At 67.1% G+C, this 21,007-nt stretch carries 22 protein-coding genes; 16 read left to right on the top strand and 6 right to left on the bottom strand.

What is annotated here, in order from left to right; all coding sequences use genetic code 11:
• Positions 1-83: 83 nt before the first annotated feature.
• From O9Y01_RS19390 to O9Y01_RS19430, 9 genes are all read left to right on the top strand, one after another.
• A complete protein-coding gene (locus O9Y01_RS19390) occupies positions 84-941 on the top strand; it encodes a branched-chain amino acid ABC transporter permease (RefSeq protein WP_269633260.1) in 858 nt (285 codons plus the stop codon).
• Positions 938-1,912, top strand: coding sequence for a branched-chain amino acid ABC transporter permease (locus tag O9Y01_RS19395; RefSeq protein ID WP_269633261.1), 975 nt, complete (start codon positions 938-940; stop codon positions 1,910-1,912). The genes O9Y01_RS19390 and O9Y01_RS19395 overlap by 4 nt, the downstream gene beginning before the upstream one ends.
• Positions 1,909-2,640 (top strand): ABC transporter ATP-binding protein, encoded by a 732-nt coding sequence (locus O9Y01_RS19400; protein WP_269633262.1) that lies wholly within the window; start codon positions 1,909-1,911, stop codon positions 2,638-2,640. Before O9Y01_RS19395 ends, O9Y01_RS19400 begins: the two co-directional genes overlap by 4 nt.
• Positions 2,637-3,500 (top strand): ABC transporter ATP-binding protein, encoded by an 864-nt coding sequence (locus tag O9Y01_RS19405; protein ID WP_269633263.1) that lies wholly within the window; start codon positions 2,637-2,639, stop codon positions 3,498-3,500. Before O9Y01_RS19400 ends, O9Y01_RS19405 begins: the two co-directional genes overlap by 4 nt.
• Before the next feature lie 45 nt (positions 3,501-3,545).
• Positions 3,546-3,941: a RidA family protein gene (locus tag O9Y01_RS19410; RefSeq protein ID WP_269633264.1), complete on the top strand. Its 396-nt coding sequence runs from the start codon at positions 3,546-3,548 to the stop codon at positions 3,939-3,941.
• Between the two features lie 64 nt (positions 3,942-4,005).
• Positions 4,006-5,259, top strand: coding sequence for an ABC transporter substrate-binding protein (locus tag O9Y01_RS19415; RefSeq protein ID WP_269633265.1), 1,254 nt, complete (start codon positions 4,006-4,008; stop codon positions 5,257-5,259).
• A gap of 18 nt (positions 5,260-5,277) precedes the next feature.
• Positions 5,278-6,327 (top strand): NAD(P)-dependent alcohol dehydrogenase, encoded by a 1,050-nt coding sequence (locus O9Y01_RS19420; RefSeq protein WP_269633266.1) that lies wholly within the window; start codon positions 5,278-5,280, stop codon positions 6,325-6,327.
• A gap of 63 nt (positions 6,328-6,390) precedes the next feature.
• Entirely contained in the window at positions 6,391-7,197 is an 807-nt protein-coding gene (locus O9Y01_RS19425) for a FadR/GntR family transcriptional regulator (RefSeq protein WP_269633267.1), read from the top strand.
• Positions 7,198-7,261: 64 nt separating this feature from the next.
• Positions 7,262-7,501 carry a hypothetical protein gene (locus tag O9Y01_RS19430; RefSeq protein WP_269633268.1) on the top strand — a complete coding sequence of 80 codons (240 nt, stop codon included), beginning with the start codon at positions 7,262-7,264 and terminating at the stop codon, positions 7,499-7,501.
• Between the two features lie 12 nt (positions 7,502-7,513).
• On the opposite strand, the gene O9Y01_RS19435 is transcribed toward O9Y01_RS19430, so the two are convergent.
• On the bottom strand, positions 7,514-8,599 hold the full coding sequence (locus O9Y01_RS19435) for a DUF72 domain-containing protein (protein WP_269633269.1): 1,086 nt from the start codon (positions 8,597-8,599) through the stop codon (positions 7,514-7,516).
• Positions 8,600-8,630: 31 nt separating this feature from the next.
• Between O9Y01_RS19435 and tadA the strand changes: the two genes are divergently transcribed.
• Both tadA and O9Y01_RS19445 read left to right on the top strand, forming a co-directional pair.
• Positions 8,631-9,305: a tRNA adenosine(34) deaminase TadA gene (tadA, locus tag O9Y01_RS19440; protein WP_442952777.1), complete on the top strand. Its 675-nt coding sequence runs from the start codon at positions 8,631-8,633 to the stop codon at positions 9,303-9,305.
• Positions 9,302-10,210 (top strand): LD-carboxypeptidase, encoded by a 909-nt coding sequence (locus O9Y01_RS19445; protein ID WP_269633271.1) that lies wholly within the window; start codon positions 9,302-9,304, stop codon positions 10,208-10,210. Before tadA ends, O9Y01_RS19445 begins: the two co-directional genes overlap by 4 nt.
• 394 nt (positions 10,211-10,604) lie before the next feature.
• On the opposite strand, the gene O9Y01_RS19450 is transcribed toward O9Y01_RS19445, so the two are convergent.
• A complete protein-coding gene (locus O9Y01_RS19450; protein ID WP_269633272.1) occupies positions 10,605-13,655 on the bottom strand; it encodes a TonB-dependent receptor in 3,051 nt (1,016 codons plus the stop codon).
• Positions 13,656-14,410: 755 nt separating this feature from the next.
• Between O9Y01_RS19450 and O9Y01_RS19455 the strand changes: the two genes are divergently transcribed.
• The 5 genes from O9Y01_RS19455 (at position 14,411) to O9Y01_RS19475 (ending at position 18,210) form a co-directional block, all read left to right on the top strand.
• The gene (locus O9Y01_RS19455) at positions 14,411-15,052 is read left to right on the top strand and encodes an ABC transporter substrate-binding protein (RefSeq protein ID WP_269633273.1); all 642 of its coding nucleotides are present in this window, start codon (positions 14,411-14,413) and stop codon (positions 15,050-15,052) included.
• Between the two features lie 101 nt (positions 15,053-15,153).
• Positions 15,154-15,984 (top strand): MotA/TolQ/ExbB proton channel family protein, encoded by an 831-nt coding sequence (locus tag O9Y01_RS19460; protein WP_269633274.1) that lies wholly within the window; start codon positions 15,154-15,156, stop codon positions 15,982-15,984.
• A 24-nt stretch (positions 15,985-16,008) separates the two neighbouring features.
• On the top strand, positions 16,009-16,437 hold the full coding sequence (locus tag O9Y01_RS19465; RefSeq protein WP_269633276.1) for an ExbD/TolR family protein: 429 nt from the start codon (positions 16,009-16,011) through the stop codon (positions 16,435-16,437).
• Positions 16,438-16,451: 14 nt separating this feature from the next.
• A complete protein-coding gene (locus tag O9Y01_RS19470) occupies positions 16,452-16,886 on the top strand; it encodes an ExbD/TolR family protein (RefSeq protein ID WP_269633277.1) in 435 nt (144 codons plus the stop codon).
• Positions 16,887-16,956: 70 nt separating this feature from the next.
• Positions 16,957-18,210: a hypothetical protein gene (locus tag O9Y01_RS19475; protein ID WP_269633278.1), complete on the top strand. Its 1,254-nt coding sequence runs from the start codon at positions 16,957-16,959 to the stop codon at positions 18,208-18,210.
• Positions 18,211-18,361: 151 nt separating this feature from the next.
• On the opposite strand, the gene O9Y01_RS19480 is transcribed toward O9Y01_RS19475, so the two are convergent.
• The 4 genes from O9Y01_RS19480 to O9Y01_RS19495 form a co-directional block, all read right to left on the bottom strand.
• Positions 18,362-19,120: a 3-hydroxyacyl-CoA dehydrogenase gene (locus O9Y01_RS19480; protein WP_269633279.1), complete on the bottom strand. Its 759-nt coding sequence runs from the start codon at positions 19,118-19,120 to the stop codon at positions 18,362-18,364.
• Between the two features lie 100 nt (positions 19,121-19,220).
• Entirely contained in the window at positions 19,221-19,877 is a 657-nt protein-coding gene (gene adk / locus O9Y01_RS19485) for an adenylate kinase (protein WP_269633280.1), read from the bottom strand.
• Positions 19,878-20,043: 166 nt separating this feature from the next.
• On the bottom strand, positions 20,044-20,799 hold the full coding sequence (gene kdsB / locus O9Y01_RS19490) for a 3-deoxy-manno-octulosonate cytidylyltransferase (protein ID WP_269633281.1): 756 nt from the start codon (positions 20,797-20,799) through the stop codon (positions 20,044-20,046).
• Complete coding sequence (locus tag O9Y01_RS19495) at positions 20,796-21,005, bottom strand: Trm112 family protein (RefSeq protein WP_269633282.1); 210 nt, start codon at positions 21,003-21,005, stop codon at positions 20,796-20,798. Before O9Y01_RS19495 ends, kdsB begins: the two co-directional genes overlap by 4 nt.
• Positions 21,006-21,007: the final 2 nt, after the last annotated feature.

The following is a 21,007-nucleotide window of genomic DNA, read 5'->3' on the forward strand; positions in this document are numbered from 1 at the left end:
TTGACGCAGGAGGTCCTCCATGTGCTCACACCGCGGCGGCAGGCCCAAGCCCTGCTCATGCACCTTGCTCGAGGGGTGCCGCCATGCTTGAGATCGTCCTGTTCACGCTCAGCCGCGGTGCCGTCTACGCCCTGGTCGCCGTGGGCTTCGTGCTGGTGTTCTCGGTGGGTGGCGTGCTCAACCTGGCCCATGGCACGCTGTTCATGCTGGGGGGCTACTTCACCTACCTGTTCTACGGGCCGCTGTTCGGCGGGCGCTGGCTGCTGCTGGCCATCGCGCTGGCGGTGCTGTCGACCTGCGTCGTGGCGGCCCTGCTCCACGCGGTGCTGCTGCGCAGGCGCCTGCAGTCGCCGTCCTATGTCATGGTCATGTCGCTGGCCGTGGCCCTGTTCGTCGAGCAATGCCTGCGGGCGGGCTTCGGTGCCACCAGCACCAGCGTTCCGGGCCTGCTGGCCGGCAGCCAGACGCTGATGGGCGTGAGGCTGCTCCAGCTGGAGCTGCTGCTGTTCCCGCTGGCGCTGGTGCTGCTGCTGGTGCTGTGGGCCTTTCTGCGGCATACGGCGCAAGGGCGCTCCGTCATCGCGGTAGCCCAGAACCGGCAGGGGGCCTTGCTGGTGGGCATGGACGCCTCGCGCATCGTGGCGGGCACCCTGGTGCTGTCTGCCGCCCTGGCCGCACTGGCCGGTGCGTTGGTGGCGCCCACCATCACCCTGGTGCCGTCGATCTGGGCCTACTGGCTGGTGAAGGCCTTCGCGATCGCCATCCTGGGCGGCCTGGGCAGTCTGCCCGGTGCCGTGGTGGCGGCCTTCGTGCTGAGCTTCGCCGAGGTCCTGACCACCTTCACGCTGTCGGATCAGTTTGCCGACCTCGTGGCCCTGCTGGTGATCGTGCTGGTGCTCATCCTCCGCCCCACAGGCCTCTTCGCCACGAGAAGCCTATGAGTCCGCTCGATATCTTTCGCAGCGTGCCGCCCCTGGGCGCCGTGCTGGTGCTGGCTGCCGCGGCTGCAGCCCTGCTCATCGATGCGCCCTATGTGCACGAGCTTCTCATCCTGGCCGTCGTCTATGCGCAGTTCGCCGCCAGCTGGGACCTGCTCTGCGGTCCCACCGGGCTCGACAACTTCGGGCATGCCGTGTTCATCGGCGGTGCGGGCTACGGTTCCGCGCTGCTGGGCCGGCACCTCGGTCTGGACCCCCTGTTCTCGGTGCCCCTGGCCGCGGTGGCGGCCGGCACGCTGGGGGCGCTGCTGGGCTCGCTGACGCTCCGACTGCGCGGCCCCTACTTCTCATTGGCCACCATCGCCGTGGCGGCCATGGGCTACAAGCTGAGCTTCATCCTGTCCCGCTTCACCGGCGGGGAGGAGGGCCTGTCCGGCCTGCGGCCCTTCACCAGCAGCGTGGGGGCGGACCTGCTCGTGTGCCTGGCCCTGCTGTCCGTCTCCTGCCTGGCCATGCAGGCCTTCATGCGATCGCGTCTCGGCCTGGTGCTGCGTGCGAGCAGCCATCATGAGGACGCCGTGATGGCCAGCGGCTACGACACCGCCGCCTACAAGATCCTGGCCTTCACGCTCAGCGGCACCCTGGCCGGCCTGGGCGGCGCCATGTACGCCCATACGCAGATGCAGGTGAACCCGGACCTGCTCTCCGGCGGCCTGTCGGTGATGATCGTGCTGCTGGCCACCGTGGGTGGGCGCGGCCGGCCGTTCGGACCGGCGCTGGCCGCGGCGCTGCTGATCCTGCTGAGCGAGGGCCTGCGCGTGTTCGAGCAGTACCGCGCCGTGATCTTCACCGGCCTTCTGATCCTGCTGGTCTACCTCCATCCCGAGGGCCTGGCTGGGAGCGCCTGGGTCCGGCGCCGCTCTGCCAGGCGGCACCTGGCCGCGCCGCGGCAAGCCGGGGAGGGCCGTCCATGAAGCTGCTCGTCGTCTCCGGTCTGAGCAAGCGCTTCGGCGGGCTGTGCGCCGTCAGGGACCTCGGCTTCGAGGTCGCCGCCGGCAGCATCCACGCCATCATCGGTCCCAACGGGGCAGGCAAGACCAGCCTGTTCAACCTGCTGACCGGCTTCCTGCCGGCCGACAGCGGCTCCGTGCGCCTGGCGGGCACCGAGCTGCTGGGCCGCCGTCCGCATGCGATCGCCCGCCTTGGCCTGGCGCGGAGCTTCCAGCTGGCTCGGCCCTTCGTCGGGCTGACGGCGCTGGAGTCGCTGATGCTGCCCCTGGGCCTGCCCGGCCGCTGCGCCGGTGTGGCGCAGCAGCGGGCGCGGGCCGGTGAGTGGCTGGACACCCTGGGCCTGTCCCACAAGGCCGATGCGCCGAGCGAATCCCTCAACCAGGGTGAGCTGCGCCTGCTGGACATCGGCCGGGCCCTGTCCGCGGCCCCCCGGCTGCTGCTGCTGGACGAGCCCTTCTCGGGGCTGGGGGCGCAGGCCGTGCGCCGCGTGGCCCAGTGCCTGCGTGATCGCCGCGAGGCGGGGCACACCACGCTGATCATCGAGCACCGCCTGCGTGAGCTGATGCCCCTGATCGACCGCGCCCTGGTGCTGAACTTCGGCGCCCACCTGGCCGAAGGGACGCCCCAGGCCATCGCTGCCAATGTGCAGGTCATCGAGGCCTATCTCGGCCGGCAGGGGACGCTGGCATGAGCGAGCCCCTGCATCAACGTCCCGCCAACGGCCAGCACGCACGCGACTCGCGCGAGGGCTGGCCCGACACCGAATGCGACAGCCGGTCGCACGGTACGGGCACACCCGATGCCGAGGAGACCACGGCCTGTGGCAGCCAGTCGGCGCCGGGGCGTGGCGCCCTGGTGGTCGAGCGGCTCTGTGCAGGCTATGGCGGCCTGGCCGTGCTCCACGAGGTCTCCCTGTGCGTGAAGCCCGGCGAGCTGGTGGCCCTGATCGGCCCCAACGGCGCCGGCAAGACCACGCTGCTGCGCGCGCTCTCGGGCCTGCTGCCCTGCAGGGGCCGCATCCAGCTGGGTCAGCAGGCGCTGCAGGGGCGCTCGCCGCGCGAGATCGTGCAGGCGGGCGTGATCCATTGCCCCGAAGGGCGGCAGCTCTTCCCCGACCTCAGCGTCGAGGTCAACCTCCGCCTGGGCGCGCATCTGCGCCGCGAGCGAGAAGCGGTGGAGGCCGATGTCGAACTCGTCTGCGAGCTGTTCCCGGTGCTGAAGCTGCGTCTGCGCCAGCGCGCGGCATCGCTCAGCGGAGGCGAACAGCAGATGCTGGCCATCGCACGCTCCCTGATGGGTCGCCCGGCCGTGCTGCTGCTGGACGAGCCGTCCTTCGGCATTGCGCCCCTGATCGTGGGGCAGCTCTTCGACGTGCTTCGCGAGCTCAATGTCCAGGGGCTGACCGCCCTGGTGGTGGAGCAGAACGCGCAGCTCGCGCTGGCGGCCTCGCATCGCGCCTACGTGCTCGAGGAAGGCCGCATCGTCCTGCACGGGCCCAGCGCCGAGCTGGCGCACCACGAGGGCGTGCGCGCCGCCTATCTGGGCCTTTGAGGCCTGCACCCCGACCGCCATCCCCGCCATCAAGGAGACCCCCCCGTGAACACCGTGCTGGACCCGCAGACCATTGCACCGCCCTACCGCCGTCGCTACTCGCATGCCTTCGTTGTGCCGCCCCAGTCGCGCCTGCTCTTCAGCTCGGGCACCGTGGGCGTGGACCCGGCCGGCGAGGTGCCGGCTGACTTCGGCCGCCAGGTGGAGCTGGTCATGGACAACCTGAGCGAGATCTTGCGAGAGGCCCGCATGAACTGGGACGACGTCGTCAAGTTCACCGGCTATCTGAAGCCCCAGTGCGACATGGCGACCTTCGCCGAAATCCGCCACCGCTACTTCGGCGCACTCAAGCCGGCGATGACGCTGGTGTGGGTCTCCGGCCTGGTGGATGCCCGCTGGATGCTCGAGGTGGAGATCGTGGCGGCCCGCGCTGCCGATTGAGGGAGGGCCGGCAGCGCCCGGGCACACCGCCCTGCAAGCCTGCATGCATCGAAGGAGGATGAACATGAACTGCCTGAAGACCCTGACAACCGCCGCGCGCACGCGCCCTGGCGGCACACGGCGGCACTGGATGGGCAGCTGCGCGGCACTCGCGCTGGCTGCCGGCGGTGTGCTGCCTGCCCATGCCGAGGACAGCGTGAAGATCGGCGTGATCGCGCCCTTCAACACCCCGCCCGGCGACGGGCTGGTCAATGCAGCGCGCCTGGCGGCCGAGGACATCAACGCGGCCGGCGGCATCGGCGGCCGCAAGCTCGAGCTCGTGATCGCCAATGACGAATACAAGCCCGAGGGCGCGGTGAACGCCTACAAGAAGCTGGCGCTCTCCGACAAGGTCGTGGCCGTCGTCGGGACGGCCTCCAGCGGCGCGGCGATGGCCGTCATGGACCAGATGGTGCGTTACAAGGTGCCCTTCGTCTCGACCGGGGCGGCCACGCTGCAGCTGTCCGAGCGCGTATCGCAGGACTACGCGCGGCACAAGTACTGGTTTCGCGTCATGCACACGACCCAGGAGATGGCCGATGCGCTGAGCGACTTCGCCGTGCGCTGCCTGCTCAAGGAGAAGGGCTACGACCGCGCCGCCATCCTGGCCGAGAACGCGGTCTGGGCCAAGGGCCTGCTGCCGACCCTGAAGCAGAACCTGGTCCAGGCCGGCGTGAAGATCGTGGCCGACGAAACCTTCGATGTCGACACCAAGGACTTCAAGCCCCTGCTGAGCAAGATCATGCGGGCCGAGCCGCAGTACATCATCGACCTCTCCTCGCACGTCGACGGCGCGATCTACGTCAAGCAATGGGGCGAGCTGCAGGGGCCGCCCATGTTCGGCGTCAACGCCTCGGGCGCTTCCACGCGCTTCTGGAAGGACACCGAGGGCCGCGCCGTCAGCCACATGAACCTGATGACCGGCAGCCAGCGCGTGGCCATCACGCCCAAGACCATCCCCTGGTACGACCGCTACGTCGCGCGCTACAAGGTCTCGCCCGACTACACCAGCGGCTACACCTACGACGCCCTGTTCCTGCTCAAGCAGGCCATCGAGAAGGGCGGTACCGAGCCCGACAAGCTGGTCACCGCGCTGGAGGGGGCCGATATGGTCGGGGTGGTCGCGCGCTGGGCCTTCGAGAAGCACCACAACGCCCGTTTCGGCACGGGCTTCCGTGCCATCGGCGTCAATCAGTGGCGGCCGGACGGCGAGCGCAGCGTCGTCTGGCCGGCCGAGATCCGTACCGAGCCGGTGGCCCTGCCACCCTGGAAGCGCTGAAGCGAGCAAGGAGTCTCCATGTATCTGACCAAAGCCTTCGCAGCCCAGCGCCGCGGCGAGCCGTTGACCGCCTGGCAGGTGGAACGCCGGGCCCTGCGCCCGCGCGACGTGCTGATCGAGATCGACTTCTGCGGCGTCTGCCACTCCGACCTGCACCAGGCGCGCGGCGAGTGGGGGCGCCAGCTCTTCCCCATGGTGCCGGGGCATGAGATCGTGGGCCGCGTGCAGCGCGTCGGGCCGGCCGTGAGCCGTCGGCAGGTGGGAGACCGGGTGGGTGTGGGCTGCTTCGTGGACTCCTGCCGGCGCTGTGCCTCCTGCCTCGAAGGGCTGGAGCCCTACTGCGAGCAAGGCATGACGGCGACCTACAACAGCCTGGAGCGCGACGGCCTCACCCGCAGCTACGGCGGCTATGCGACGGCCATTGTCGTGGACGAGGCCTACACCGTGGCCATCCCCGAGGCGCTGCCATCAGATGCAGCGGCGCCGCTGCTGTGCGCCGGCATCACCGTGTACTCGCCCCTGCGGCACTGGCGGACGGGGCCGGGCACGCGGGTGGCGGTGCTGGGGCTCGGCGGCCTGGGTCATGTGGCGGTGAAGATCGCGCGGGCCCTGGGCGCCGAGGTCAGCGTCCTGAGCCATTCCGCACGCAAGGAGCAGGACGCGTTCAGGCTGGGCGCCCACGCCTTCCACTGCGCCACCGACTTCGCCGCCCAGACCCATCTGCGTGGCGCCTTCGCCCTGATCCTCCACACGGTGTCCAGCCGCGTGGACCTGGACGCACTGGCCGGTCTGCTGCGGCGCGACGGCACGCTGGTCATGCTGGGCATCTCGCCCGAGCCCCAGGGCATCCGCGCCTTCAGCCTGATCAGCCAGCGTCGCAGCCTGGCCGGTTCCACCATGGGAGGCATTGCCCAGACGCAGGAGATGCTGGACTTCTGTGCGCAGCATGGCATCTGCTGCGACATCGAACGCATCCGCATGCAGGACATCAACGAGGCCTTCGAGCGCCTGCAAGGCGGTGATGTGCGCTACCGCTTCGTGATCGACATGGCCTCGCTGCGCGCCTGAGCCGGTTTCCCGAGCCGCAGGTCCGCGGCCGGGCGCAGCGATTGCCGAGGGAGTCTCGTGAACATGCAGCCAGCCCATCCCTCCCAGAGGGTGCTCAAGCGCGGCGATCTGGTCGTGGAGCAGATCAAGCGCTGGATCACCGAGCGCAATCTGCGGCCGGGCGCTCGCCTGCCCAAGGAGGTCGAGCTGCAGGCGCATTTCGGGGTCAGCCGCGGCACCATGCGCGAGGCGCTCAAGGCCCTGGAGGTGCAGGGCCTGATCCGCCTGTCCACCGGGCCGGGGGGCGGTGCGACCATCGAGGCGGTCTCGCTGGACCGCACCTTCCAGTTCCTGCAGAACTACCTGTTCTTCCAGGACATCGACGTCCATGACATCTATGCGGTCCGGCGTCTCCTGGAGCCCGCGCTTGCCGCTGCGGCGGTGCCTCACTTGGGCGAGGAGCATTTCCAGGCCCTGGAACGCAGCATTGCGTGCTGCGAGCCCATGGCCGGTACCGCTGAGGCGCTGCGCCAGCGCACCGAGGACCTGCACTTCCACGACATCCTCGCCGAGGCCTGCCCCAATGCCTTCCTGCGCTTCCATTGCCGGCTGATCAATGCCTTGCTGCAGACCCTGGTCGTGGGCTCGGTCCATGTGTCCGAGGCCGCCTACCAGGCCCTGGGCTGTGCGGCCGTCGCGCATCACCGCAAGATCCTGGCGGCGGCCCGCAAGCAGGACGCCGCGCGCGTCGCGCGCCTGATGCTCGCCCACATCGCGGACACCGAGCAGCACCTCGAGGCCGTGCAGGCCGAGCTGCGCAGCAAGCTGCTGCTGGACTCCGAGATGAAGCTGCGCCCCGCCATGATCCTGCCGGCGCCGCCCGCGCCGTGAGGAGCATGGCGGCCCATGCGAAGATGCCCGTGGAGAGCATCCTCACCGTTCAAGGGAGTCCACCATGCGTGCTGCGTTCGGCCTTGTCGGCCTGCTTCTGGTGCTGGGCATCGTCCTGTTCAATGCCCGGCAGTCGGCCCGGCAGCTTCAGGCCGCGTCTCCGCCCTCCGCGGGGGCTGCGGACCGTGCTTCGAGCAGCCCGGACGCCGCCGGCCCCAGGGCGCAGACCGAAGCCGTGCGCGAGCAGGTCCAGAGCGCGATGGACCAGGCCGCCCAGCGTGCCTCGGAGGCCGCGGCACCGTGATGCAGTCCGTGCTCAGCCCGGTGCCGGTTCGGGGCTGCCCACGATGGCCTGGGCCAGCGCCTCGGCCGAACGAGGGGCGCATCCCTCAGCGTGATTGCTGATGCCGATATAGACCGGCAGTCCCGCTGCCGCGGTGGCCCGGGCCACGCGGGCCAGCGCCGAGCGGGTGGCGGGATCGGGGTCCAGCAGCTGGGAGTAGTCGCCATAGCGCTTCTCGGCTTCTTCGTAGCCGAAGGGGCCGTGAGCGCGGTGCAGGTTCCACCGGCACACCAGGGGCGAGGGCCAGAGGCGGCGAAGGATCCACAGCTGCTCCTCGATCGGCGGAAGCTTGGGATGCAGGCCCAGGCAATACCTGACCCCATGCCGCCGCAGGATCTCGACAAAGGCCGGGGTCAGCCACTGGGCGTCACGGACTTCGACGGCGAACTGCCCATCCGGGCTGCAGTCCTGCAGCGAGGGCAGGGCGGCCAGCAGGGTGTCCAGCTTCGCCAGGCAGTCTTCCATGCGGGGCAGCCATTGAGGTGGCAGGGGGCTCAGCTGGAAGACCAGGGCTCCCAGGCGGCGCCCCAGCCCCTCCATGGCGGGCTGCACGAACTCCTGCAGGGCCAGGCGCGGGTCGAGAAAGGCGGGGTTGATCTGGCGGCCTCGCCCATCCTCGTCACGGACCTGGGCATCACAGACCAGGGCCGGGGCCTTCACGATGAAGCGGAAGTCCTCACCGACCTGCTGCGCCAGCTGCTCGTACTGGCTGGCGCTGAGCGAGCGGTAGAAGCTGCGGTCGACACAGACGCAGCGCAGCAGGGGATGGCGGCTGTAGGCCTGCAGCCCACGCCGGGCCAGCTGCGATTCGGAGTAGGGGCGGTCCCAGACCAGGCCGGCCCAGCCCGGGTAGCTCCAGGTCGAGCCTCCCAGCCGGACCTGGGGCGGCAGAGCCCGGGCCAGGGCGGCCAGCGAGGGGTCCGCAGGAGCGGGCATCACGCCGCGGCGGGAGGAGGCCGCCTCGGGTGCCTGGGGTGCCTGAGAGGGGATCGCTGCGGCGGCCTTGGGCTCCCGGGCCGGCACATCGGGCGGGTCCTCCGGGAAGAGACGTTCCTGCATGGCGTCAGCATAAGGGCAGGGCAGTGCCCCTGTGCGTCCGGGGGCGCTTGCTACACTGTCGCGCTCCATGACCGATTCATCGCCCGTCCCGCCGTCTCCCGCTCTCGCCGCTGCCGGCCCGGTGGTGGCGCCGGCTTCGCCTGCCGATGAATACGCCATGCGCCTGGCCCTCGATCAGGCACACAACGCCTGGCTGGTGGGCGAGGTGCCGGTAGGGGCGGTGCTGATGCGCCAGGGCCAGGTGATTGCCACAGGCTACAACCGGCCCATCACCACGCACGACCCGACCGCCCATGCCGAGATCGTGGCCCTGCGCCATGCGGCTCAGCTGCTGGGCAACTACCGGCTGCCGGAGTGCGAGCTCTTCGTCACCCTGGAACCCTGCGCGATGTGCGCGATGGCCATGATGCATGCGCGGCTCAAGCGCGTGGTCTTTGCGGCCCCCGACCCCAAGACCGGCGTGGCGGGCTCCGTGCTGAACCTGTTTGGCGAGCGGCAGCTGAACCACCACACCTGCATCCAGGGCGGCGTCCTGGCCGAACCTGCCGCGCGGCTGCTGCGCCAGTTCTTCGCCGAGCGGCGCGAGGCCGCACGCCAGCGTCGCGAACAGCGGCGGGCCGCCGCAGCGCGCCCCGACGAACCGAGCATCCCGGTGGGCGACGCCAGCCCGCTGGACTTTTCACCCAAGGATTTCCCAAGCCTATGAGCAGCAGCCTGACCCTCTACACCCCCGCCGGCGTCCTGCCTGTGGCCCAGCCCCTGCGGCGCGCCGCCAAGCGCCTGGGTGCCCTGGGCTTCGAGGTCAGCATTGACGAGGCGGCGCTGGCCCGCTGTCAGCGCTTTGCCGGCGACGACGACACGCGCCTGGCCGCCCTGCATCGTGTGGCAAAGGCCGCCCCTTCGGTGGCCATGGCCACGCGAGGGGGCTACGGCATGTCGCGGCTGCTGGACCGCATCGACTGGCAGCTGCTGGCACGCAGCGTCGAGAAGGGCACGCGCTGGGTGGGCCTGAGCGATCTCACCAGCCTGCACCTCGGCCTGCTGAGCCATGCCAAGGCGGTGACTTGGGCCGGCCCGATGGCCTGCGAGGACTTCGGCCGGACCGAAGAGGAGGGCGGTGTCGACGACGTCACCCAGGACTGCTTCCTGGAGGCCATGCATGGCGAACTCGAGGCCATCGGCTTCCGCACGGAGGCCGGCTTCGACGGCCTCGAAGCCCGCGGCACGCTGTGGGGCGGTAATCTGAGCATCGTCAATTCGCTGTTGGGCACCCCGCACTTCCCCAAGGTCAAGGGCGGCATCCTCTTCCTGGAAGACATCAACGAGCATCCCTATCGTGTCGAGCGCAACCTGCTGCAGCTCTTGCAGGCCGGGGTGCTGGACCAGCAGAAGGCCGTGATCCTGGGTGATTTCGGAGGCTGGAAGAAGTCCCCGCTGGACCGCGGCTACACCCTGCGCTCGGCAGTGGAGGCGCTGCGCCAGCGCACGCGGACGCCCATCCTGACGGGCCTGCCCTTTGGCCACGTGCCGACCAAGGTCTGCCTGCCGGTGGGGCACCGTGTGGATCTCGTGGTGCAGGGGCGGGACGTGATCATGGCCTGGGGCCACTGAGCCCCGCCAGCGGCCAACCCTCCTGGCGCCGCACCTCAAGGCCGGCCTGAGTGGTCGGTCTGCCCGGCTGCTCCAATCAGCCGTTCTGGCCGGTCTCCTCGGCCGGTCTTCGCTGCACCCTGAGCGTGCCGGCGCACATCAGCCCGGGGACCCCTGCGGCCCCATCGCCCGAGCCTGGATCGCCCGCGCAGGAGGCTGCTGGCCTGTCTTGGCGGGGGCGGGCAGCTCCTTGGAAAAGCGCCCTGTAGAACCTCGCCGGCGCGGGTGCAGACAGGCCATGGGTGTCGCTGCCGGCAAGAAAAAAGCCACCCAGCTTTCACTGGATGGCTTGTTCCCGTGAGGGATTCGTTCACCCGGCCTGCCGCAGGGGAAGGCCGGGATCCGGTCGGCTTGATCAGAACTTGTGATCGTAGCTGGCGGTGAACTTGAAGGAACGCGGAGCGGTCATGCTCAGCGGCAGCTCGTACGTGTTACGCACTTGGGTGCCGTTGTTGTAACGCTCTTCCACGCTGGTCACGGTCTGCTTGTTGAACACGTTGAAGATGTCCATGCGCAGAGCCAGGCCCTTCACAACGGAAGGCTTGTAGACCACGTTGACGTCCAGGCGGTTGTCCCAGCTCAGACGACCCAGCGTGCCGCGGGGCACCAGCACGTTGTTGGAGCGCTTGTCACCCAGGCAGTAGAAGTGCTGGTTGGCGTAGTTGGGCGAACCGGTCGGGTTGGAGGGCTGGCTGCCCAGGCAGCTGCGGGGACGGCCGGAGGCCATCAGCAGGTTGGCACCCAGGTTCCAGCCGTAGCCCACGTCCACGAAGCCGAAAGCCTTGATCTGGTGCTTGCGGTCGTTGGGCAGGGGGCCGTAGGCGCCGATCATCAGCTCGGGGTAATCCCAGACCGAGGTCACGGCGACGTCAGCCTGGCCGTTGTCGGAACGGACCTGGCCTTCGGTGTTGCCCATGTTCTTCGACCAGGTGTAGGCCACCTTGCCGTACCAGCCGTTCTTCAGCGGGTGCTCGACGAAGACGTCGATGGCCTTGTAGGTGCGCTTGACCTTTTCGAAGCCCTGCTCGGCGGCCGTCAGCGCCACCACGGAGTGGTCCTTGCCGGTGCCCTTGAAGTCCACCAGGAAGGTGTTGTCCTGACCCGGGTTGAAGGTCTGGCAGGTGTTGCCCCACAGCGGGTTGGTGATCTCGATGTGGTTGGCAGCAGCCCACTTCTCGAACGGACGCACATCGCAGAAGTCATCGATGGTCGACTTCAGGCTGCGATAGGTGAAGCGTCCGCCGATGTTGTAGGAAGGGCTCAGGGCGTGCTCGAAGCCAGCGCTGAATTCATCCTGGTACGAGGGCTTCATGTTGAGGGCGGCCAGGGACTTGATGTCCTTTTCCTGACCGAACTCGTTGTTGCCCGACAGCGGAGCCGTCAGCTGCTTCAGGCCGGTGGGAGCGCCGGTGACGGGATCCACGCCGGTGTAGGTGTAGAACTGTTCGGTGAAGGTCGAACGGCCAGCGCCACGCACGGTGATGTGGGTGGGGATGGGCACCGAGTAGCGGCCGGCAGTACCGAACAGCTTCAGCGTGCCATCGCCACGGGCGTCATAGCTGAATGCCAGGCGCGGGTTGATCTGGCCCTTCATTTCCAGGAAGGTCTGGCGGTCGCCGTTCTGGTTCTTGAAGGACTCGTTGCGCAGGCCGCCAACCACCAGCAGGTCCTTGGTGACCTGGAACTTGTCTTCGACGTAGAAGGCCGACTGTTCGCCGTAGGAGTCGGTCACGTCGGTGAACAGGCCCTTGCCAACGTAGTAGCCCTGGCCGCCGGGCGCGGGAACCACGCCGCCGGAGACTTCGACCGGCTCGTTGGGCGTGTCGGTCTTGTAGTAGAACCAGGTGCCGCCACCGGCCTTGAACTCACCCGCTGCGATGGACTGGATCTTGTTCTTGTCCAGGCCGCCGCGGATGGTGTGCTTGCCCAGGATGTATTCCAGGTCGAAGCGGAAGGACTTGACGACGTCCTTCGAGCCAGGGGCCAGCACGTTGCCGCTGATGGGCTGCGGGTTGTTGTAGACCACGCCAGGCATCTGGGCGTTGGCGGGGGCGCTGACCGTGAACAGTTCCTTGCTCGGGTCGAAGCCGGCGTACTCGTTCTCGTGCTTCGAGGAGTTCTGGCCATAGATCGCCGTCAGGGTCAGATCGCTGGTCAGGTTGCCGGTGTACTTGAACATGTTCAGCTGACCACCGTTGTCATCAACGTTGGAGAGCTTGTTCGAAGTGGCCAGCACGTAGTCGCGCTGCCTGGTCGTCGGGTTCCAGCCGAAGTAGCGGTTCTCGCTGACGGGGGAATCGCCGATGGAGGTGAACTCCAGGCGGTGCTCATCCGTAACCAGCCAGTCCATCTTCAGCATGGAGCGAGTGATCTTGTACTCGTTCTCGACCCATGCGCGCTTCAGGGCCGTGGCGCTGGCGCCGACGAAGCCGTCAGCGGTGCTCAGGAAGCTGGACTTGGTGTTGAGCTGCTCGGCAGCGGCGAACAGGAACAGCTTGTCCTTGATCAGCGGACCACCGACATAACCGCCGTAGGTGTTCGAGGACAGGGTGTTCTGCTCACGGTAGTTGCGCAGCTTGCCGTCCGTGGCGGGGTTGTACTTCGTGTTGCCGTAGTTGAAGTTCTTCGGCGCATTGCGGAAGGAGGCCGGAGCAACGCTCACGGACACGCCAGCTTCCCACTGGTTGGTGCCGGACTTGGTGGTGATGTTCACCACGCCACCCACGGAACGGCCGAATTCAGCACCGAAGCCGCCGACCAGCACCTGGGCCTGGTCGATGGCACCGAACGGCAGCTGGGAAGCGCCCAGGCCGGTCAGGGGGTTCACGACCGGGAAGCCGTTGATGTAATACGAGTTTTCCGAGACGGCGCCGCCACCAAAGCTGGCCGTGTTGCCATTGCCGAAGCGGGTGTCGCCGCGGGTGGTGTTGGGAGCCAGCTGGACCACGGCTTCCACCGTGCGGCCCACGGGCAGGTTGTCCAGCTGCTTTGCGGTGAAGGTCGCGCCGCTGTTGTTGGTGTTGCTGACGTCGATGGTCTTGCGGGAGCCGGTCACCGTGACGGTGTCCAGCGTGTTGTTGAAGACGATCTCGGCGCCTTGGCCGATGCGGACTTCAACGGCATCCAGGGTCTGGACAATCTTGCCATCCTTGACCAGGCTCACTCGATAGACACCGGTCGGCAGCGACGTAGCCTGCACGCGGCCGGACGCATCGGGGGTCAGCGTGCGCTTCAGGCCAGTGGCGGTGTTCTCAATCGTGACGGTGGTGGCGCCGCCCACCTGCACGTTACCGAACAGGCTGCCGGTTGCGTTCGACTGTGCGTACACCGCGCCGGACGCCACCATCAGGCCCACGGCCATCGCGACCGCAGAGCGGCGCGCGAAGCCCAGGGAGCTTTCATTCATTCGATTTGCCATGGGAAAACCCTCGTGTGTTAGGAAGACTGCATTCAGTCTCGACCAGCCTTTGCGACCTTGTGAGCGCAAAAGCAAGCGCGGTCAGCTGAAACTGCGAGGCCGATTTTCAGAACTTTGCTTGGAACGGCCGTAAGGGTTAGCCCATGACTGTCAGCACCGTGTCTAAGTGCATGGTGGGAGGCATTGCGCGAGGATCCTGCGCCAAGCCTGTGTCAGCCCTGGGAAAACGCAGATCGGGCGGTCTTCACGTGCGTTGGGCGCTGCAGGGTCTGGTGGTGCGATCTTTCGCGTAAACCCTTGTGTTGGGCCGGCAACAAACAGACACGTTGCGGGACGGTCTGTGACTTTTCACGGGCCCCGAGTCTGCGAAGCTGTAGGCTTTTTATGTGACCAGTAGAATACCGCTTTGTGGCAGCGCGGGCCGTCGCCCGTAAGTCCACTCAGCCCGCTGCAAGCTCGGGGTAAGCCCGAACCAGTCTAGAGAGGGCTCTCGCGTATCATTTCGCCTCTTTCGCATGTCCGCGGCGCACTTTGCGCGCGTGTGCCGGGAGTTGCGGTAACCAGCTTGAGACAGGGTCCGAGCTGCTTGCTGGTACATTGCCGGTCCTGCGTTGAGTGTGGCGGCAGGTGCTTTGGAGACTGGGTGCCTGCCGTTGGAGTGGGGGTCCGAAAGGGCTTTCCTGTGTGGCGTCGCTGAGCGGCGCGTGTTGCAGAGTGTTACGAAGTCTTTTGAAGGAGCGCGCATGAACTTTGCGCAGGAGAACAACAGTTCGTCTCGGTTGACGGGCTTCGGTGTCGTGGTGCTGATCCACGTGCTGATGGCCTATGCCTTGGCGAGCGGGTTGGCGAAGAAGGTGGTCCAGGCCATCGCGCCGATCGAGACCAAGGTCATTGAAGAGGTGAAGAAGCCGCCGCCTCCCGTCGAGAAGGTGGTTCCGCCGCCTCCTGACATGAAGGCTCCGCCGCCCCCGTTCATTCCGCCTCCTGAAGTCCAGGTGACGGCACCGGCTCCGGCCCCGACGATCTCGACCCAGTCGCAGACGCCCCCGCCCAAGACCGATGTGCACCCGGCTCCGCCGCCCGCTCCGGTCGCCGCTCCGGCTCCTGCGCCTCGCGTGGGCCCCAAGACGGCAGCCATGGTCTGCACCAAGATGGGCAAGCCGGAAGTGCCGTCCGTGAACTGGTCGGGCCGTGCCGAGTTCAAGGCCACCGCGACCGTCAAGGCCGGCCGCGTGGTCAGCGTCGAACTGGCCGTGATCCGTGGCGCCAGCGACCGCAAGGCGCAACGCGCCATGCAGAACGCCATCTCCCAGGCACTGGCAGATACCTACGAGTGCCCCGGCGATCACGTGTTCGAACAGGACTTCGTGTTCAACATCGAATGACGAACGCGGGCCGTGCGCCCGGTTCTCGACACAAGAGGGGCTGGCACCCGGCCCCGATTTCTCAACTGAACATCAGTTTTCTTTGCGTAGGAGTTGACTCCATGATCTCTCGTATCTCCGCCATGATCGCGGCAATCGCAGTTGCTGCGACCCTGGCCGTGTCGCCGATGGTTGCCCGCGCCCAGGACCAGAAGCCTGCCGAGCAAACCGCAGCTCCTGCTGAAGCCGCTCCCGCTCCTGCTGCCGCTCCCGTGACCGAAAAGTCCACCGAGAACCCCTACAGCCTGGGCAACATCGTCGCCCACGGCAACGTGGTGGACCAGATGGTCCTGGCCATCCTGGCCGTGATGTCCATGGGTTCCTGGTACATCCTCTTCACCAAGCTGTGGGACACCACCAAGCTGGCCAAGGAAGCCAAGGAAGCCCGCGCCACCTTCTTCAAGAAGGCCAGCCTGCAAGACGGCATCAAGACCCTGAGCGAGACCGGCGCCATGCGCTACATCGCCCAGAGCGCTGTGGAAGCCTCTGATCACCACGAAGGTGCCCTGACCGAGAACATCGATCACAACACCTGGGTGACCATGAACGTCGACCGCGCTGTTGGCGAAGTCAACACCCGTCTGCAAGGCGGCCTGGGCTTCCTGGCTACCGTGGGCTCGACCTCTCCCTTCATCGGCCTGTTCGGTACCGTGTGGGGCATTCTGCAAGCCCTGACCCAGATCGGCGTGGCTGGCCAGGCTTCGATCGACAAGGTCGCCGGCCCCGTGGGCGCCGCACTGATCATGACCGCCATCGGTCTGGCCGTCGCTGTGCCTGCTGTGCTGGGCTACAACTGGCTGGTGAACCGCAACAAGGCCGTGATGGCCCAAGTGCGTGCCTTCGCCGCCGACCTGCATGGCGTCCTGATGGGCAGCCGTCAAGTCAAGCGCTAATCCAATTCATCCCGGAGTTCCATCATGGGAATGAACGTCGGATCCTCTTCCGGCGATGATGAAGTTGTCTCGACCATCAACACCACGCCCCTCGTGGACGTGATGTTGGTGCTCTTGATCATCTTTCTGATCACCGTTCCGGTGGTGACGCAATCGGTCAATCTTTCCTTGCCCAAGGAAACGAACCTGGTCCGCGTCACCAAGCCGGAGAATATCGAGATTGCGATCACCAAGGATGGCGACATCTATTGGGCGACCGCCAACGTGCCCGACACGGACGCGCTGTTTGATCGCCTGAAGAAGGTGGCCGTGCTGAATCCTCAGCCTGAGGTGCACATCCGTGGCGACGAAAAAGCGCGCTACGAGTCCGTCGGCAAGGTGATCTACACCTGCCAACGTGCCGGCATCCTGAAGATCAGCTTCATCACCGAGCCGCCTGCGCGCGGTGGTTGAGGCAGGAGCACAGCATGGGAATGAATGTTGGTAGTTCGTCCGGTGGGGACGAAGCCGATGTGATGATGGATGTCAACACCACGCCTCTGATTGACGTGATGTTGGTGCTGCTGGTGATGCTGATCATCACCATCCCCATCCAGTTGCACTCGGTGAACATGAACATGCCGAACGGCGCACCGCCTCCGACCGAGGTGAAGGAGCCGGTGGTGGTCGAGATCTTCATCGACTTCGACGGCACGGTGCTGTGGAACAACGAGCAGGTCGACAAGAACCAGCTGGAGGCTCGCCTGATTGAAGCCGCCAAGCCGGGTCCCGACCAGCCCGAAGTTCATATCAAGCCGAACAAGCTGGTGGACTATGGCCGCGTTGCCATGGTGCTGGCAGCCGCTCAACGCCTCGGTGTGACCAAGATGGGCATCGTCGGCAACGAGCAGTTCGTCAAGTAAAACTTGCGTAGACTTCATGGACGCGCTGTCCGCAAGGGCCGCGCGTCTTTTCACGTCAGGAGATGAAACAATGAAAATCAAGGCACTGGCCACGGCCGCCGTCGGCGCCATGGCACTGGTTCTGGGTGCCGGCCCCCAGGGAGAGATCGGTTTCTCGCAAGCGAGCGCGCAGTCCGAGGGTGTTCGTCCTGAGATCGGCAAGCACCTGAAGGATGCGGGCGCGCTGATCAAGGCCGGCAAGTACAAGGAGGCGCTGGCCAAGGTGAAGGACGCCGAAGGCGTCGCTGGCCGCACCGCGAATGAAAACTACCAGCTGGAATACATGCGCGTGGCTGCCGCCTCGGGCGCCTCGGACACCGATTCCATGGTCAAGGGCTTCGAAGCCCTGAAGGCCAGCGGCAAGCTCGGCGCCCAGGATCAGCTGCGCATGATCGAATCGATCGCCGGCACCTACCTGCGCAACCGCGACCATGCCAAGGCACTGACCTGGGCCCAGCGCTACTTCAAGGAAGGCGGCAACAGTGCCACCATGAAGGAAGTGCTGTCGCAGGCGCAGTACCTGTCCGGTGACATGGCCTCCATCATCAAGGAGACCAGCGAGGAAGTCGCAGCGGACGAGAAGGCCGGCCGCACGCCTTCGCAGAACAAGCTGAACCTGCTGCTGAATGCCGCCATGAAGGCCAAGGACAGCAACACCGAGGCCTCGGCCCTGGAAAAGCTGCTGACCTACTATCCCCGCAAGGAGCTGTGGGCTGACGTCCTGAGCCGTGTGCAGCAGAAGCCCAGCTTCTCCGACCGCTTCTCCCTGGACATCTACCGCCTGAAGCTGGCCACCGGCAACTTCAAGGATGCCACCGACTACATGGAGTCCGCGCAGCTGGCCGTGCAGGCCGGCTTCCCCGACGAAGGCAAGCTGATCGTCGACAAGGGCTTCGCCGCCGGCGTGCTGGGTCAAGGCGCCGACGGTGCGCGTCACAAGCGTCTGCAGGACCTGATCGTCAAGAAGGTGGCCGAGGCCAAGGCGGCCGCCGCGACGGCCGAGAAGGACGCGCAGGATGCCAAGGACGGCAATGCCCTGGTGACCGTGGGCCTGGCCTATGCCTTCCGTGGCGAAGCCGCCAAGGGTGCCAAGCTGATCGAGCAGGGCATCGCCAAGGGTGGCCTGAAGCGCCCCGAGGACGCCAAGCTGTACCAAGGCCTGGCCTACTTCCAGGGTGGCGAGATGAGCAAGGCGCAAGCCGCCTGGCGCTCTGTGAAGGGCACGGACGGCGTGCAGGACATGGCGCGCCTGTGGAGCGTCTACGCTCGCAGCGCCAAGCGCTGATCCCAGGGCATTGAGCCCCAAGACAAAGCGGCCCCTCGGGGCCGCTTTTTTGTCCGCCTGAGGCGCCTCAAGTCGCCTCAAGGGGTCGGATCAGGGCCGCTGTGGCCGGCGGCGCCTGTCGTGCGCCTGCCTCCGGCCGCGGCCCTGCAGCTCAGCGCGGAGCGAGACGGATGGCGCCGTCCAGGCGGATCACCTCGCCATTGAGCATGTCGTTGGTGATGATCTGGTGAACCAGCTTGGCATAGTCTTCCGGGCGACCCAGGCGCGAGGGGAAGGGCACGCTGGCGGCCAGGGCGTCCTGCACTTCCTGGGGCATGCCGAAGAGCATGGGCGTGCCGAAGATGCCGGGGGCGATGGTCATGTTGCGGATGCCGTTGCGGGCTAGGTCGCGAGCGATGGGCAGGGTCATGCCGACCACGCCGCCCTTGGAGGCCGCATAGGCCGCCTGGCCGATCTGGCCGTCATAGGCGGCCACCGAGGCCGTGGAGATCATCACGCCGCGCTCGCCGGTGGCTTCCGGCTCGTTCTTGCACATGGCTTCCGAAGCCAGGCGGATCATGTTGAAGCTGCCCACCAGGTTCACGTTGATGACCTTCTGGAACAGGGACAGGGCATGGGCGCCGTCCTTGCCGACCGTCTTGGCGGCCGGGGCGATGCCGGCGCAGTTCACCAGACCCATCAGCTTGCCCAGGCTCAGGGCCTTGGCCACGATGGCCTGGGCGTCAGCTTCCTGGCTCACATCGGCCTTCACGAAGGCGCCGCCCAGCTCGGCGGCCAGCGCCTCGCCCTTTTCGACGTTCAGATCGGCGATGACGACCTTGCCGCCTTCACGGGCCAGCATGCGGGCCGTGCCTTCGCCCAGGCCGGAAGCGCCGCCGGTGACGATGAAAACCTTGTTTGCGATGTCCATGCTTGTTGTCTCCTGAACAACTGACGTTAACGTAAACGTCAATTCTCCCGCAAAAGAAAAGCCGCTGAACAGCGGCTTGCGGGGATTTTTGTGAGCCGGGTCAGGCCGACAGCGCGGCCATGGCGCGGGCGGTGATCTCGTCCACCGTGCCCATGCCCTCGATACGGCGGTACTTGGGGGCCTGGGCGTCACCCTGGGCGGCCCAGCTGGAGTAGTAGTCCACCAGGGGACGGGTCTGGGCCGAGTAGACCTCCAGGCGCTTCTTGACGGTCTCTTCCTTGTCGTCGTCGCGCTGGATCAGCTCTTCGCCGGTGGCGTCATCCTTGCCGTCGACCTTGGGCGGGTTGAACTTGACGTGGTAGGTGCGGCCGGAGGCCACATGCACGCGGCGGCCGCTCATGCGCTCGATGATGGCCTCGAAGGGCACGTCGATTTCCAGCACGTAGTCCAGCTTCACGCCGGCGGCCTTCATGGCGTCGGCCTGGGGAATGGTGCGGGGGAAGCCGTCAAAGAGGAAGCCCTTGGCGCAATCCGGCTGGGCGATGCGTTCCTTGACGAGGCCGATGATGATGTCGTCACTGACCAGGCCGCCGGCGTCCATGACCTTCTTGGCAGCCAGGCCCATCTCGGTGCCCGCCTTGATGGCGGCGCGCAGCATGTCCCCGGTGGAGATCTGGGGAATGCCGAATTTCTGGCAGATGAAGGCGGCTTGGGTGCCTTTGCCAGCGCCAGGGGCGCCGAGAAGAATCAGTCGCATGGGGGTCCTCAATACTCAAGGGGGCGCACCTGCCCGGTGCTCCGACAAACTGCCGGGGAGAATATCACGCGCCAGCCTTCGTCTGGCTGACGGGGTCCGGGCTGATCATGCGGTGTAACCCGAGGTTTCCGACAAGTCTGGCTTGCCATTTGGCAGGGGTGTTGGTTCAGGCGGCGCTCACCAGGCGCCGGACCCGGTCCAGATCCTCGGGAGTGTCCACCCCCGGGCCGGGCCGGGTGTCGCTGACATGCACCGCGATGCGCTCGCCGTGCCACAGCACCCGCAGCTGCTCCAGGGCTTCGATCTGCTCCAGGGGGCTCTGCGCCAGCTGAGGGAAGCGGCGGAGGAAGCCGGCCCGGTAGCCGTACAGGCCCACGTGCCGCAACACCGCGCCGGGATGCGGCTGTGCGCTGCCTGCCGGGGCGTCGCGCCACCAGGGGATGGGCGCGCGCGAGAAGTAGAGCGCATGCCCTGCCGCATCGCAGACCAGCTTCACCACATTGGGGTTGGCGAACTCCTCGGCGCTGTCGATGCCATGTGCCACGGTGCTCATGGCGCAGTGGGGGCGGCTCAGCAGCAGCTCGGCGCAGGCGCGGATCATGGCGGGGTCGATCAGGGGCTCGTCGCCCTGCACATTGAGCACGACTGCGTCGTCAGCCAGGCCCAGCAGTTCCACGGCCTCCGCCAGGCGGTCGCTGCCGCTGGGGTGGTCAGCGCGCGTGAGCAGTGCGCGAATGCCGTGGGCCTCGCAGGCCGCGAGCACTTCGGGCGCATCGGTCGCCACCACCACCTGGGCCGCGCCTGCAAGGGCGGCCCGCTGCGCCACCCGCACGATCATGGGCAGGCCGGCGATGTCCGCCAGCGGCTTGTTGGGCAGGCGCGTGGAGGCCAGGCGGGCGGGGATGACGATGTGGAAGCTCATGCCGGGTCTGCGGCCTGCGGCTTGTCTGCAGGCGGCGCGTCCAGGGCGCGGGCCTCGTTCTCCAGCATCACCGGGATGCCGTCACGGATGGGGAAGGCCAGGCGGTCGGCATGGCAGACCAGCTCGCGCCGGCTGTCCTCTCGCAGGTGTTCCAGGGGGCCCTTGCAGATCGGGCAGACCAGCATTTCCAGCAGTCGCGTGTCCATGT

It is taken from the genome of Pelomonas sp. BJYL3 (genome assembly GCF_027257975.1).
GTDB classification, from domain to species: Bacteria; Pseudomonadota; Gammaproteobacteria; order Burkholderiales; family Burkholderiaceae_C; genus Roseateles_B; species Roseateles_B flavus.

What these genes read in the sequence shown, in the direction of transcription:
- O9Y01_RS19390 (WP_269633260.1), top strand. Translation starts at nt 84, where the DNA reads ATGCTTGAGATCGTCCTGTTCACGCTCAGCCGCGGTGCCGTCTACGCC.
- O9Y01_RS19395 (WP_269633261.1), top strand. Translation starts at nt 938, where the DNA reads ATGAGTCCGCTCGATATCTTTCGCAGCGTGCCGCCCCTGGGCGCCGTG.
- O9Y01_RS19400 (WP_269633262.1), top strand. Translation starts at nt 1,909, where the DNA reads ATGAAGCTGCTCGTCGTCTCCGGTCTGAGCAAGCGCTTCGGCGGGCTG.
- O9Y01_RS19405 (WP_269633263.1), top strand. Translation starts at nt 2,637, where the DNA reads ATGAGCGAGCCCCTGCATCAACGTCCCGCCAACGGCCAGCACGCACGC.
- O9Y01_RS19415 (WP_269633265.1), top strand. Translation starts at nt 4,006, where the DNA reads ATGAACTGCCTGAAGACCCTGACAACCGCCGCGCGCACGCGCCCTGGC.
- O9Y01_RS19420 (WP_269633266.1), top strand. Translation starts at nt 5,278, where the DNA reads ATGTATCTGACCAAAGCCTTCGCAGCCCAGCGCCGCGGCGAGCCGTTG.
- O9Y01_RS19425 (WP_269633267.1), top strand. Translation starts at nt 6,391, where the DNA reads ATGCAGCCAGCCCATCCCTCCCAGAGGGTGCTCAAGCGCGGCGATCTG.
- O9Y01_RS19430 (WP_269633268.1), top strand. Translation starts at nt 7,262, where the DNA reads ATGCGTGCTGCGTTCGGCCTTGTCGGCCTGCTTCTGGTGCTGGGCATC.
- O9Y01_RS19435 (WP_269633269.1), bottom strand. Translation starts at nt 8,599, where the DNA reads ATGCAGGAACGTCTCTTCCCGGAGGACCCGCCCGATGTGCCGGCCCGG.
- O9Y01_RS19445 (WP_269633271.1), top strand. Translation starts at nt 9,302, where the DNA reads ATGAGCAGCAGCCTGACCCTCTACACCCCCGCCGGCGTCCTGCCTGTG.
- O9Y01_RS19450 (WP_269633272.1), bottom strand. Translation starts at nt 13,655, where the DNA reads ATGAATGAAAGCTCCCTGGGCTTCGCGCGCCGCTCTGCGGTCGCGATG.
- O9Y01_RS19455 (WP_269633273.1), top strand. Translation starts at nt 14,411, where the DNA reads ATGAACTTTGCGCAGGAGAACAACAGTTCGTCTCGGTTGACGGGCTTC.
- O9Y01_RS19460 (WP_269633274.1), top strand. Translation starts at nt 15,154, where the DNA reads ATGATCTCTCGTATCTCCGCCATGATCGCGGCAATCGCAGTTGCTGCG.
- O9Y01_RS19465 (WP_269633276.1), top strand. Translation starts at nt 16,009, where the DNA reads ATGGGAATGAACGTCGGATCCTCTTCCGGCGATGATGAAGTTGTCTCG.
- O9Y01_RS19470 (WP_269633277.1), top strand. Translation starts at nt 16,452, where the DNA reads ATGGGAATGAATGTTGGTAGTTCGTCCGGTGGGGACGAAGCCGATGTG.
- O9Y01_RS19475 (WP_269633278.1), top strand. Translation starts at nt 16,957, where the DNA reads ATGAAAATCAAGGCACTGGCCACGGCCGCCGTCGGCGCCATGGCACTG.
- O9Y01_RS19480 (WP_269633279.1), bottom strand. Translation starts at nt 19,120, where the DNA reads ATGGACATCGCAAACAAGGTTTTCATCGTCACCGGCGGCGCTTCCGGC.
- adk (WP_269633280.1), bottom strand. Translation starts at nt 19,877, where the DNA reads ATGCGACTGATTCTTCTCGGCGCCCCTGGCGCTGGCAAAGGCACCCAA.
- kdsB (WP_269633281.1), bottom strand. Translation starts at nt 20,799, where the DNA reads ATGAGCTTCCACATCGTCATCCCCGCCCGCCTGGCCTCCACGCGCCTG.
- O9Y01_RS19495 (WP_269633282.1), bottom strand. Translation starts at nt 21,005, where the DNA reads ATGGACACGCGACTGCTGGAAATGCTGGTCTGCCCGATCTGCAAGGGC.